Origin of the sequence: Peribacillus sp. NPDC097284 (genome assembly GCF_044761765.1) — a bacterium.
Classification (GTDB): Bacteria; Bacillota; Bacilli; order Bacillales; family DSM-1321; genus Peribacillus.
In genome coordinates this window covers 827,175-839,721 of the sequence record NZ_JBIWCZ010000001.1, presented here as the reverse complement: position 1 = coordinate 839,721, position 12,547 = coordinate 827,175, and the positions used below count along the sequence as shown (strand labels likewise).

12 protein-coding genes are annotated in these 12,547 nt (G+C 42.1%); 7 read left to right on the top strand and 5 right to left on the bottom strand.

Annotation, left to right across the window (positions count from 1 at the left end):
- Positions 1-107: 107 nt before the first annotated feature.
- Positions 108-308: a YkvA family protein gene (locus ACIQXU_RS04205; protein WP_402957647.1), complete on the top strand. Its 201-nt coding sequence runs from the start codon at positions 108-110 to the stop codon at positions 306-308.
- Positions 309-398: 90 nt separating this feature from the next.
- On the opposite strand, the gene ACIQXU_RS04200 is transcribed toward ACIQXU_RS04205, so the two are convergent.
- Positions 399-4,724, bottom strand: coding sequence for a S8 family serine peptidase (locus ACIQXU_RS04200; protein WP_402986884.1), 4,326 nt, complete (start codon positions 4,722-4,724; stop codon positions 399-401).
- A 300-nt stretch (positions 4,725-5,024) separates the two neighbouring features.
- Positions 5,025-5,498 carry a BclA C-terminal domain-containing protein gene (locus tag ACIQXU_RS04195; protein WP_402986882.1) on the bottom strand — a complete coding sequence of 158 codons (474 nt, stop codon included), beginning with the start codon at positions 5,496-5,498 and terminating at the stop codon, positions 5,025-5,027.
- A gap of 228 nt (positions 5,499-5,726) precedes the next feature.
- Between ACIQXU_RS04195 and ACIQXU_RS04190 the strand changes: the two genes are divergently transcribed.
- Positions 5,727-6,452 carry a ZIP family metal transporter gene (locus tag ACIQXU_RS04190; protein WP_402986881.1) on the top strand — a complete coding sequence of 242 codons (726 nt, stop codon included), beginning with the start codon at positions 5,727-5,729 and terminating at the stop codon, positions 6,450-6,452.
- 168 nt (positions 6,453-6,620) lie between these two features.
- Here the strand turns inward: ACIQXU_RS04190 and ACIQXU_RS04185 are convergent, their stop codons facing one another.
- Both ACIQXU_RS04185 and ACIQXU_RS04180 read right to left on the bottom strand, forming a co-directional pair.
- Positions 6,621-6,965 (bottom strand): DUF2178 domain-containing protein, encoded by a 345-nt coding sequence (locus tag ACIQXU_RS04185; protein WP_402986879.1) that lies wholly within the window; start codon positions 6,963-6,965, stop codon positions 6,621-6,623.
- On the bottom strand, positions 6,955-7,203 hold the full coding sequence (locus ACIQXU_RS04180) for a helix-turn-helix transcriptional regulator (protein ID WP_402957655.1): 249 nt from the start codon (positions 7,201-7,203) through the stop codon (positions 6,955-6,957). Before ACIQXU_RS04180 ends, ACIQXU_RS04185 begins: the two co-directional genes overlap by 11 nt.
- Before the next feature lie 233 nt (positions 7,204-7,436).
- Here ACIQXU_RS04180 and ACIQXU_RS04175 point away from each other — a divergent pair, with 233 nt between their 5' ends.
- Together ACIQXU_RS04175 and ACIQXU_RS04170 are read left to right on the top strand one after the other, a co-directional pair.
- Complete coding sequence (locus ACIQXU_RS04175; RefSeq protein ID WP_402957657.1) at positions 7,437-7,850, top strand: DUF2500 domain-containing protein; 414 nt, start codon at positions 7,437-7,439, stop codon at positions 7,848-7,850.
- A gap of 27 nt (positions 7,851-7,877) precedes the next feature.
- On the top strand, positions 7,878-8,081 hold the full coding sequence (locus ACIQXU_RS04170) for a zinc ribbon domain-containing protein (protein WP_402873610.1): 204 nt from the start codon (positions 7,878-7,880) through the stop codon (positions 8,079-8,081).
- A gap of 164 nt (positions 8,082-8,245) precedes the next feature.
- Here the strand turns inward: ACIQXU_RS04170 and ACIQXU_RS04165 are convergent, their stop codons facing one another.
- Positions 8,246-8,857, bottom strand: a complete 612-nt coding sequence (locus tag ACIQXU_RS04165) for a TetR/AcrR family transcriptional regulator (protein WP_402958063.1) — start codon at positions 8,855-8,857, stop codon at positions 8,246-8,248.
- A 487-nt stretch (positions 8,858-9,344) separates the two neighbouring features.
- On the opposite strand from ACIQXU_RS04165, the gene ACIQXU_RS04160 reads away from it, so the two are divergent.
- The 3 genes from ACIQXU_RS04160 (at position 9,345) to ACIQXU_RS04150 (ending at position 12,444) form a co-directional block, all read left to right on the top strand.
- Entirely contained in the window at positions 9,345-10,787 is a 1,443-nt protein-coding gene (locus ACIQXU_RS04160; protein WP_402958061.1) for a 4-hydroxyphenylacetate 3-hydroxylase family protein, read from the top strand.
- 87 nt (positions 10,788-10,874) lie between these two features.
- Positions 10,875-11,225, top strand: coding sequence for a hypothetical protein (locus tag ACIQXU_RS04155; RefSeq protein ID WP_402958059.1), 351 nt, complete (start codon positions 10,875-10,877; stop codon positions 11,223-11,225).
- Positions 11,226-11,256: 31 nt separating this feature from the next.
- On the top strand, positions 11,257-12,444 hold the full coding sequence (locus ACIQXU_RS04150) for an acyl-CoA dehydrogenase family protein (RefSeq protein WP_402986878.1): 1,188 nt from the start codon (positions 11,257-11,259) through the stop codon (positions 12,442-12,444).
- Positions 12,445-12,547 lie beyond the last annotated feature (103 nt).

Sequence of the window (12,547 nt, the reverse complement as noted above, 5' to 3'; positions counted from 1 at the left end):
GTATCCGTGGTTGAATTATACCGATTTCAGCTCTGTTTAAGAATCGATTTTACGTGAATTGTGCGCTATACTGAATGAAACTCGTCTTAAAGGAGATTGACCAGCCCGTGTTTAATAGATTAACGAAGAAAACAAAGGTAGCTCTAGTAGCTTCCATCTTATATGTGATTGTACCGACGGATCTCATTCCGGATTTTATAGTAGGTTTCGGACAGGTTGATGACGCAGCTGTACTGCTCTACCTAGGCAAGTGTTTATACACAGATTTGTTTACCAAGAAATCTCGTCCTGACGTCATAAAAGGTTAGTAGATTAATAGGCAAACAGTTACTTAATCGTTTTCATAAAAAAAAGCCATGCTCCCAGCCGGTTAGGCTGGAAGGCATGGCTTTTTCCTTTTACTTTTGAGCGTTAATCCAAAGCTTACCTGTTGCTCTTTGTGTTGTAACATTCCCATAGCTATCTTCGGCTTTTACCTCAACGACGGCACCCGGTGCTTTTACATTCGTTGTGGCGGTGTAGTAGCCGACATAATGTCCTGATGATGTTTCTTTCATTGGTAATTCCGTTGCATTGGTAACGCCTCCTGCATTTGTCAAAGGCATCAAGATGGAGAAATCTGCGGTTAGGCCTGGTTCACTGTCAAATTCGATTTTGACGGATTCCCCATTTTTTAAGACCTTATCCTGATTTGGCACTAAACCAGAGATTTCTGGAGCTGTGAATTTCACATCGATGGAGATGGTTTTAGTGACTGAATTGCCTGCCTTATCTAGAGCGACTACTTTGATTTTATTGATTCCTTCGTCAAGTAGAAGGCGATAAGAGAAGGTGTTATCTTTCACTTCGGCCTTCTTCCCGTTCACTTTAACTGAATCCAGGTTTTCATCCGAGATGGTACCCTTCACGGTTACCGTTTCGCGGTTTACTTTGCTGCCATCAGTTGGTGAAGTAATGGCGAGTGTTGGCTTTTTCGTATCCAATATCACCGTTACAGGAGCGGATGCCTCAGTGGAGCCTTGGTTAGTCCGCGCTTTTGCAGTCAATGTGTTTTCCCCGTTGTTTAATGTGACAGGAACGGAGAAGGTTCCTTCATTCGTAGAATCTGTTGTTGCTACTTTTTCCCCTTTGTTGAAAATATCCACTTTCGTTGTCGGTGCGGATGTACCTTCAACGGTCACTTCTTTTTGATTCGAATAAGAACCATCTTTAGGAGAGGTGATGACAGGTTCTTTTACTTCGTAATCGACCGTTGCCCGAATCATGTAATTTCCTTCTTCAGCTGGGGCTGGTGACCAAGCACCGCTTACACCCTGCCAGCTTCGTCCTGCATTCGGTCCATCTTCATCTGTAGCTAGACCTGGTGCATTCGGATTGGCTTTTGTTTGGGTATAGACCATAAAGAAGTCGCCTTCAACCATGATGCCATGTTCGCTAAGATCAACATGTGTCCATTGACCGTTACGTAAGGCCGTTTCGGTGAAAGGTCCAGCGATTTTCTTGCCAGGTGATCCGTCTGTTCCTGAAGCATCATATACGGAAACTTGGAACTCAGTCCCACCTGGGGTAGGCCATGTTGTATCCCAGAAGCGTAAAAGAGCGCCGGTTACATTGGCCGTTTTATTCCCTGAAGCCAAGGACATTTTCACTGCCCAGCTGTTGCCTGCCGCATTATAGGCACGGGCGTTTTCAGCTGTTCCATCATCATACTTGATTTCATCCGGGTATCCGATGAACGGTTTTAGTTCGATGTTTTTCGTGCTAGTTTCTTCAGAAATCGTCACGGATGCTTCATTGCCGTAATAAGAAGGAGCCATGACTTTTAATGTGTAATTTCCTTCATAAGCAGTTAGTGAGTACTCACCGTCTGCATTTGTCGTTACTGGTTGGATAGCCGCATCCTCTAGAAGGTAAACGGTAGCACCAGAGACGGGTTCACCAGTAACCTTGTTGGTGATGGTACCATTGATTGTTCCTTTAGGGATTTCTTGAAGGGTAAAGTTAGCTGTTGATGTTGCATCCTGCTCGACGTTCACTTGCGCTGTTTGTGAACGATACCCATATGTTTCTGCTTGCATCGTATACGTACCTGTTGCATGTGTAAGTTGGTATGAACCATCTTGTGGGTTTGTATATACAGAACGTCCTGTTTCTAAAACACTTACCTGTGCCTGTAATGGAAGAAGCACTGGTGCAGGTTGTTCTTTTTCAGGTTCTTTTTGTTCTTTTTCCAAAACTGGCTTGATTTTGTCAGGATTAACTTGCGGTTTAGCTGATACCGAAGAGTCAGACTTATTGACGCCTAATCCTGCTTTTGCTTTTGTCGTTGGTAGAATCGAAGTATTGGCCAATTTAACATCATCGATATACCAGCCCGGTTTTTGGACGGAACTATCTGTTGTGACATTAAAGGCGATATAGATTCGTTCTCCAGCATATTCGCTTAGGTTGACTTCTCCGTCGACCCAATTATTGGACTTATCATTGAAACGGGCAGCTTGTACCCAGTTCGTTTCGTCTGTGGAAATGAAGACATGACCGAAATCATAGTTCCTTTCCAGTTCGTACCAGTGCTTGAATTGTAAATAGCTTGTGCCTTCTGGTACATCGACCGGAGGCATGGCCAGGCTCATGTTGGCGCTATTTGCATAGTTTCCAGCCAGGTTTGTAGCATAGACCTTCTGACCGGATGCTGCTGATCCAGGACCGCTTGTCGGAATGCCCCATTCCCAGTTATTGTTTGTCCCGTAAGAAGTCCATCCAGTTGGATTTTCTTCAAAATCCTCTGTATAGCCCACGCTGATTCCAGGCAATAGCTCAGTGGAATAAGCATCGGAAGTAGTGACGGATCCACCAAAATCGGTTGCAATCCATTTATAAGTGACTGTATTTCCAGTCAGATCAGAACCTGGAATCGTGGCTTCGTACGTTCCAGACTTATAATCGCCATTCTTTCTCTCTGCCTTGACTTCAGCCCAGCTTCCGTCCGCTTTTTTGTAGCTGAGTTTAACGGCAGTGACACTTACATTATCTGATACTTCAGCTTGAAGCTTTAGGTTCATTTTTTTATACGAATTTTCTGGTGCTTCATGGGAAATGACGGCTGCTTCTGTGTCATCACCAGACTTGGTTACTTGACCTTCGATTTTACCCAGTCCGCTTACAACGGAAGAGACCGCGTCAAATGCGTTTACTAGGCCATAACCATATGCATGATTAGGCGTTGTCGGGTAATTGCTGTCTGTCAAAGGTGTCGCCGTTGTCAGTAGAATTTCCTCAAGTTGGTCAACGGTTAAGCTGGCATTTACCTGTCTTAATAGAGCAGCGACTGCTGTGACATGAGGGCCAGCCATCGATGTTCCATTCCAGCCACCTTCATAGCCACCACCAGGAACAGCAGACCGGATGTTAACACCAGGCGCGGAAATATCCGGTTTGATTTCTCCGTATGGAGATGGACCCCGTAAAGAGAAATTTCCGACTACGTTGTTAATGTCTGTTGCGCCAGTGGCAAAAGACTCTGGATAGTTCGCTGGGTTAGCTACTGAACCAGCTCCGCCGGGATTCGTTAATGTCGTATTTCCAGCAGAAAATTCAGGGAAGATTTCAGCTGCTTTCCAAGCTTGTACCATTGGACGGTACCACTCGTCAAGGCCAGCTCCGCCTCCCCAAGAGTTATTGACAACATCCGGTGCTTTCTCAGGATGAGGATTACCTGCCGCATCTTTTGGGGCGATTATCCATTCACCGGCTTCCAATAAATCAATATCTGAACCTCCATTTGCAGAAAACGCCTTAACTGCGATGAATTTAGCGCCTGGAGCCACTCCGATTTGATTGGCACCATTTGGCTCAGAGCCTACCATTGTACCGATTGTGTGAGTTCCATGATCTAAATCATCATATGGTGAAGCTTGTCCGCTCACCGCATCAAACCAGTTGTATTCATTGTTTGCGACATCTGGGTTGGCAGGGTTATATCCGCGGTACTTGGTTTTTAATGACGGATGGTTCCATTGGACGCCTGTATCGATAGAAGCAATAACGGTTCCTGCTCCATCAATGCCCATATCCCATACAGCCGGAGCCCCGATTTTTTCGATATTCCACTCAATGGAAGATGTGTCTGCTTTGGTTTTACTTGATTTTGGGATTGTAACAGCTTTAGAAGCGACGGTCTTGCTTGCCGGTTTAATAAGCTGTCTTGTTTCATTCGGCATGATTTTATCTACTTCCGGAAGAATGGCGATTTGCTCCATTACTTCCTTCGTGGCTGTCACGGCAATCGCGTTAACGATATAAAAAGATTGAATATCTTTTGCATTGCCGGCTTTTTCTTGCTTTTCTAAGTAGTTCTTGATATCGACTTGTGTTTCAAGAGCAGTAGCGCGAAGCTCCGAGACCACACTCGAACGTTTAAGTAACTTTGCATTATTTGCAGATAGTTTTTGTGATTTTGCTGTTTTGGCAGCTTTTGAGGATACGTCCTTGGTGTCTACTTGTTTTTTGAGTTTAACGAGAAAGGTTACCTTTTCATCTTTTTCAAACTGTTTTAAGACCTTAGAGGCCACTTTCTTTTGATTCTTTCCCGCTAATTCATCTTTAGCAGAGGTGTGGAGTTTGTTTGTAGATGCAGCGATGGAGTTTGTTGGAATGATCAGTGATCCAATAAGCATGATGACAAATGCTATTGCTAACCACTTCGTCCTTCGTTTCTTTCGCAAGTCAATTCCCCCTTATTCTATTTTCAAAGAACAGCACCTTTGGCCAATCTAACAGGTACATTGCACCTCCATTCTTTTTAGTTGGCCAGTATGTAGAACACAGATGTTCCCATAATGATAGCAAACGGATGAATGAGAAAAATGTCGTATTATAGGGCGATAAACTCGAATCAGCCAAAATGAATAGTTTGTAGGAACACCAATTATGGGAAAATAAGGATTAATACCTTCTCCTTTTCACGTAATGGTGGTAAATTATAGAAAAAACATGCTAATTTACGAGTGTCTAAAGAACTTTCCTTATATGGGATATTGAAAAATGGTAAATAAATACTGTTTATCGCAAGTGGAGAGGTGGGTTTCAATGAAAAACTCCCCATCATAAAAAATGGGGAGTTCATATAGAGTATTAAGCAGTTGCATCCAACTTTTTAAGAATAATAGAAGCGTTCCTGCTGCGCCCCCTGTTCCAGTCGGAAGAGTGATAGACGAATTTGTGACGTTTCGTAGGGTGAGAACATCCCCATCAGCTAAGGTGACCAGAGCCTGGCCGGTAATTTCCTGGCTACCTGAACCGGATCCATAAACGGAACCTGGAACCAATGCGCCATTTAAAGTTAAACCGAATTGGCTAGTTTGTTGAGGCGTTACTGAGAAAGTAACTTCGTAGGTTCCTGGTGTGGTAACGGTTATATCGGGTGAACCTGCTGTATGCGTAATACCCGGTGTAATTGTTCCATTTGTATCAAAAGTAACATCCGTTCCGGCAGCCACTGTTTGAGCTGTTGTGTTGTAAATAAATCCGAACTCTGCTAAACCAGTACCACAGTGATTCCAGTAGGTTCAGTAGCACCCATTGGTCCTACAAAGTTATTGGGATGGGTACATGACATGAAATATGCATTTTTTTATAAATGACCCTTAAACTTCTAGATTTTTTGTTCGTTTGGCACAGGGCCATCTTGGGTACTAACTTATAAAAAGAAGAAAAGAGGAAGGTCCATGTGGAACGCAGTCTTATGGGGTGGAGTTTCAGGTTCGGCCGTTTTGCTTGGGGCGCTTATGGCTTTATTTGTTCCAATTAAAAAGAAAGCGATCGGTTACATCATGGCATTTGGGACGGGCGTTTTAATCGGGGCAGCCGCCTATGAGCTTTTAGGCGATTCCGTTCGGGATGGGGGGATCATGGCGACGTCCATAGGTTTCATAGCAGGTGCAGCAGTGTTTACCGGTTTGGATTTTCTTGTTTCCAAAAAGGGTGCATCTAAAAGGAAACGCTCCAATCATGCTTCTACAAAGGAAGCTGGGTTGGCCATCTTTATTGGGACCGTGATGGATGCGATACCGGAGTCGATCATGATCGGCGCCAGCTTGATCAGCGGCGGGGCGGTCAGTTGGTTGCTCGTCATCGCCATTTTTATCAGCAACATTCCAGAAGGACTTTCCAGTACGACGGGGTTAGTGAATAGCCACTATTCGAAGAAGAAAATCATGGCTCTCTGGTTTTCCGTATTGATCATTTCGGCCATGTCGTCACTGGGGGGCTATCTCTTCCTCGATCAAGCATCGGAAGCGATGATGGCAGGAATGGCAGCCTTTGCAGGTGGAGGAATCATTGCCATGGTTGCGTCCACCATGATGCCTGAAGCGTATGAAGACTCAGGTCCAATCACTGGAATCTTCGCTTCAGCGGGGCTACTCGTTTCACTGGTTCTGGATTCGATGTGAGTGTAATAGAATGCGTTTAATAAAATGGATAAGCGTATCCGTACTATTTTAGTTGTCATCAGCTCATTTAAAACAGCCACCTCCAGAAAGGAAGTGGCTGTTTTGTTATGGAAGAAACGTCCCTGTTCTACGTTCTCTTATTTATGTTCAAGTCCATCTAGCACAAGATTAGTTTAAAAAATCCTTTTTATATCGAAAAGCTAGATATATTCCGGAAGCGATGAAAGCCAAAGAATATTTAAATAAGAAGAAAATTTGCCACATATATTCTTTCGGGAAGATGATGTCGCATAAAATTATTCCATATAGCATAATGAGGGCGCCTTTTAAAGATATTTGAATGGTCCTTTCGTCAACCGCACCCATTTTTTTATAGAATACATAGATGAGGATCACTCCGACTATAAGCAATACAAAGCTGATACCAATAAGCATATTCCAATTGCCAGTTGATTCATCTGTCCAGGTTTTTAAAGGATAAAAGACTGAATTTGATAGTTCTTCAATTTTCATTTTGTTCACTCCCTTTCACATAAATAAAGATATCGTTTACCTCTACGTTAAAGAAATCAGCTATTCGAAAAGCTAAAACAAGAGAAGGTGAGTAATTATTCTTTTCCATCACATAAATGGTTTGTTTGGATACTCCCACAGCGGCAGCCAATTCTTTTTGAGACAATCTTTTTAAAACCCGATGTTCATATACTTTATTTTCAACATAATCCTCAACTGCTTTCTTCAAAGTCGTCACCTTCCTCTTTTACCATAATCTTACAGTACATTATTCTTATAGAAAAGTAAAGTAAACTTATACAAAAGATAAATATTATTATGCAATTTAAGATATAAAAAGTAAAAACGCTCGGAGATCCCAAGGGTTTTTCGAGTGTTTATCTGTGTATCAAAAAATACATTTATTGGACAGGTTGAAACTATCTTTCAGATTATCCGTATAGCTTATTATCAAAACAAGGGGGATAGCATATGTACGATGTTGATGTTGGTGGAGGGGATTGGCTTTTCTCAGCGGCACCAGTATTTATAGGGATTATTTTTGTTATCATTCTCATACTATTCATAGTGAATGTATTCAATGGCCTTAGCCAGTGGAAGGAAAACGAAGAATTGCCTCGTTTATCTGTTCCGGCACATGTCATAAGCAAACGGACGAATGTCACAAGGCATGATCATCTCCATGATACCCATGTCCATTCGCATTCTTCCTCTACGACCTACTTTATTACATGTGAATTTGACAGTGGTGATCGAACGGAATTTCGTATTTCAGGCAAGGAGTTTGGTTTGCTTGCTGAAGGAGATATCGGCACGTTAACCTTCCAGGGAACAAGATTTATAGACTTTTCCAGGAAAAAGCAGACGGAAGAAAACTTACATTGAATTCAATGGATCGGGAGATGAGGAATCATGAGTGAAAAAGGATGTATAAAATGCGGTAGTGATGATGCGGCTAAGAAGGACGTGGCAATGACGGGAACAGGATTGTCAAAGATGTTCGATGTCCAAAATAATCAATTTACGGTTGTGTATTGCAAGAAGTGCGGGTATTCGGAGTTTTATAATAGGCAATCGTCAACAGGAAGTAACCTGCTCGATTTATTCTTTGGTTGATCTTTGGAAGAGAAGGGACTGTCCCAAAAGGCGGGAATGTCGATCACAACATTTCTGCCTTTTTTCTTTTGCGTTTTTTCACTTGAAAAAGGGACTTTTGAAAAGGCTACTTGTTTGGTATGTTTTAAGAGTTCTATCCGATATTCATTATTTTAAGAAAGCATTTAATTCACTTTGCCCATTGCTCTATAAAGGCTGACAATCGCTAAACGAGTTAATTGTAAGGCCATGTAATGAGGGCTGTAAATCATGTTTTTTTCCACCCATACCTTTGTGATTCCTATGATGGATGAACTACTATAATCAAGCAATATATCTAAGGGGACCAATAATCTTTGTTCCTTACTCATGTTTGAAATGCGAAGGTAAAGGTTCTCCCTAATCACTTTATATAGGTTTTGAAGAAATTCTTCGGATTTTATTTTAGTGAACATGGTGTGGTAGAACTTTTGATTTATAGCTATATTTTCAAAGAAAGACTCATAGTAGGGATCAGCCATTTCAAGGTTAGATTGGTCATTTCCATGATTATCCATTGAATTCACCAAGGATTCTTTTAATTCTGATAATTTTTCTTGGACCGTTTTATCTAGCCAATCATATTTGTCTTGATAATGTGCATAAAACGTAGAACGGCTGATATTGGCTTGATTGGTGATGTCCTTGACAGATATTCGTGAAAATTCCTTTTCGGATAGTAGAGAAATAACGGTTTCATAGATGACTTCACGAGTCCGGATGATTCGACGATCTGTAATCGGTTGATGGCTTTCCATTTTTTCCTCCTAAAGATTGAAAGTAGAACGTAAAGTGATTATCGTTTGTTGACGCCTCTATGCTTTTATTGTATCAATGTTGTATTAATATAATAGACCATCAATTCATATATAATCAATAGGAATTGTTATATTTGTGATTGGAGCAGGGACCAGAACGGATGGAACATGAAAAATACAATATAAATCATAATGTGGTTTTACTTTACTCAATCGAACATTTCGTTGTTCACTGTCCTCTAAACGTCAAAAACGCCTTAATTGTTTGTTGCAACGGAGTGGAGTCTTGCTATAATAAATATCAAATTCCGATTTTATTCATGTGATTTATGGGTGTATGTTAGAACTTGTCTAATTTTATATGTCGACTGGACTACCAGAGACTTTTATGTAAGCTTGAATCCCCTGATTTTAAGCAAACAATAAAGGTGTCTGGTTTTTTGTATGCTTACGGTTTGATTGAATTTGGATGAAAAGAGGTTCGTAAGTGCTGAGCAGAGGAGATCGCTTTATTCAAAGCTTGAATGATGAACGTAGCGTATTACTTGAAGGGGAAAAGTTAACCGATTTGGCCGGGCATCCCGCGTTTAAAGGAACGCTCGAAACCATTACACATCTCTTTAATATGCTCGATGATCCCAAAGAAAGAGACAACGTTGGGTTTAAATTGCCTGATAGAGAGTCATATGCACATAGTTCATTTTTAGTCCCCTATACACAAGAAGATTTACAAAAGCGTAGCCGGGCCTTTCATTATTGGTCTAAAGAGACTCATGGCATGATGAGCAGGTTGTCTGATTATGCACGATCCATGATTACGGGATGGTATGCGGCCAGGAAGCAATTGGGTGTTCTTGATCCCCATTTTGAATCGAAGATCACAGCTTACTATACAGAGGCAAGGGATCATGATTTGTTCTTAACAACTGCCATTGTCGATCCGCAAATTGATCGCTCGAGTGGTCTGGAGGATGTCAGAGTGGCAGACAGGTTTCTCCATATTGTTAGAGAAACAAGTGATGGAATGATTGTGCGCGGTGCAAAAATGATTGCGACGGGTGCTCCCTATGCCCATGATTTTATCATCTCGTCCTTTCTGAAATTCAAACCGGAACAGACCAAACACGCACATGTTCTGATTGTTCCAGCAAACTCCAAGGGTCTTCATATTGTTTGTCGCGAATCCTTTGCTGATCTGAGGAAAAGCGACCATATTTTAAGTGCTAGATATGACGAAATGGACTCCGTGCTATTTTTCGATGATGTCTTCATTCCTTGGGAAAGGGTCTTGCTTCATGGCAATTCAGAGAATGTATTAGCACTTCGAGCCAACGAAACGGCTAATTCCCTTGCTTTTCATCAGAATATTGTTCGGTACGTGGCAAAGCTGGAATTCGTGACGGGGGTGGCCTTTGCGGTAGCGGAGGCAATAGGTGTGAATGAATATTTGCATGTGCAGGAAAAACTTGGTGAGCTGCTTACCCAGATTGATACCATGAAAGCACTCGTGATTGCCTCAGAAGTTCAAGCTAAGCCGGATGAGGCGGGAGTGCTAGTACCAAACCTATCCTATATCCATACAGCTCGAAACATCGGAACCCGTTTTTACCCGAGGGCCATCGAGATTTTACAACAAATAGGCGGTGGGGGATTTGTTCAGGTTCCCTCCAGGTTCGAAGATTTCTTTGGAGTGATTTCAAACCACATGCAACACTACTTTGAAGGAAAGACGGTCAGTGCGGAGAAAAAAGTACAGTTATTTAAACTGGCCTGGGATTTAATTGGGAGTCCTTTAGGGTCCCGGCATGAACTGTATGAACGATTCTATGCGGGAGATCCCGTTCGTGCTTTTGCCAGTCAGTATAGTGAAGCAGACCACGCTTCCTTCACGGAGCCGATTTGGCGGTTATTATGGGAAACAAGTAAGTAGGGGGAAGTAAGCTAAAGAGATTGAACCCGTCCATCATAGTCTTGCTAGTAAACGTTCTAAACCAACAATGATTAAGGAGCATTCAGTATGAATGATGAGAAATTAAGCATATTCGAACTTTCTGAACATCCCCTACAAAAGAGAAATCTGGAAAAAAGCGAGTATCTTAACCTACCGGATATCGAGTTTTTTCTATTGTGTCAGCAGCAATATAGGGTGAATAAAGGGGTGTATAACACGATAGATAAATGGTTTCATCATGATGGAATCGTTAATATTATTCACCGTCGAATCTATCTTCTAGCCTTTTTGGACTTTGTATCAGAAGAGAATGCGAAAGATGACCGCCATAAATATATACGATTCGGGAATGGCGGATTAACTAAAAAGCTCAACGAATTTATGAAGGAAACGGAAACCAATAAATATATGATTTAAATCTGGTCCATTTGAAGGAGGATCCTCATTCATGAATATAGCTGAAAAAGGAACAGAACTGGATTATCTTAAAATCGCCCAATCATTAGCAAATGAATTCGCAAAAACTGCCGTTCAACGAGATAAACAAGGTGGAACGGCAAAAGTGGAACGTGATTTACTTCGCAAAAGTGGATTACTCTCTCTTAACGTTCCCAAGCATTTGGGGGGACATGGTGAGAACTGGGAAACCATTTTTCGAATAACCCGTGAACTGGCTAAAGTCGATGGCTCGATGGCTCATTTATTCGGTTACCACTTTTTGTGCCTGACGTCGGTTCATTTATACGGAACTGAACAGCAGAAGGAAAAGCTTTATAGAGAAACAGCCGAACATGATTGGTTCTGGGGCAATGCCTTTAATCCACGTGACGAGGGGTTAGTAGTAAGACAAGAAGGGAATTCATTGCGATTGAATGGAAAGAAATTCTTTTGTTCCGGTGCCACAGACTCGGACCGACTGCTTATCTCAGCCAAAAGCCCGGAACATGAACGGCCTGTTATTGCCGTTATTCCGACTAAACGAACAGGCATAGTTGTCGGGGGCGATTGGGATAGCTTCGGTCAACGTCAAACAGATAGCGGAACCGTTATGTTCAATGATGTGCGGTTAGAAAAAGAGGAAGTACTGAGTTTTTACGAACACCATCAGGATGGCTTCTTTCCCACTTTACGAACACATATTGCTCAGACGATTTTAGTTCAGGTTCTCCTTGGTGTGACGGAAGGAGCGTTTGAAGAAGCCAAAAAGTACACCAGAAGCGTTTCTCGCCCTTGGTTGACTTCCGGTGTTGAGCAAGCAACTCTTGACCCCTATACCATTCGTCACTATGGGGACTTCTTCATACAGATAAAAGCTTCTGAAGCATTGGCTCAAAATGCGGTAGTGGCATTACAAGAAGCGTGGGACAATGAGTGGTCACTAACAGAACAGGAGCGAGGTGAATGTGGGATCATGATTGCAACGGCTAAGGCTTCCGTTGCAAAAACGGCATTAGAGGTGACAAGTCGCATGTTTGAGGTCATGGGAGCAAGGGCCACTTCAGCACAGTATGGATTTGACCGATTTTGGCGTAATGTAAGGACGCACACCTTGCATGATCCGATTGAATACAAAGTTCGGGATCTCGGAAACTGGGCTTTAAATGGTCAGGTACCTGAGATTACCCCCTATTCTTAAATAGTATGTAACAACTGCTTTTTAAAGAATTTACTGAAGCGTCTACCAAAAGAAGAAACAGTAAAACCAGTTAAATAAAACTTGATTTTAGAGAAAGAGGTTG

Excerpts from the sequence above, each read along its gene's own strand:
- ACIQXU_RS04190 (WP_402986881.1), top strand. The coding sequence starts at position 5,727 with ATGTGGAACGCAGTCTTATGGGGTGGAGTTTCAGGTTCGGCCGTTTTG.
- ACIQXU_RS04185 (WP_402986879.1), bottom strand. The coding sequence starts at position 6,965 with ATGAAAATTGAAGAACTATCAAATTCAGTCTTTTATCCTTTAAAAACC.
- ACIQXU_RS04175 (WP_402957657.1), top strand. The coding sequence starts at position 7,437 with ATGTACGATGTTGATGTTGGTGGAGGGGATTGGCTTTTCTCAGCGGCA.
- ACIQXU_RS04170 (WP_402873610.1), top strand. The coding sequence starts at position 7,878 with ATGAGTGAAAAAGGATGTATAAAATGCGGTAGTGATGATGCGGCTAAG.
- ACIQXU_RS04165 (WP_402958063.1), bottom strand. The coding sequence starts at position 8,857 with ATGGAAAGCCATCAACCGATTACAGATCGTCGAATCATCCGGACTCGT.
- ACIQXU_RS04155 (WP_402958059.1), top strand. The coding sequence starts at position 10,875 with ATGAATGATGAGAAATTAAGCATATTCGAACTTTCTGAACATCCCCTA.
- ACIQXU_RS04150 (WP_402986878.1), top strand. The coding sequence starts at position 11,257 with ATGAATATAGCTGAAAAAGGAACAGAACTGGATTATCTTAAAATCGCC.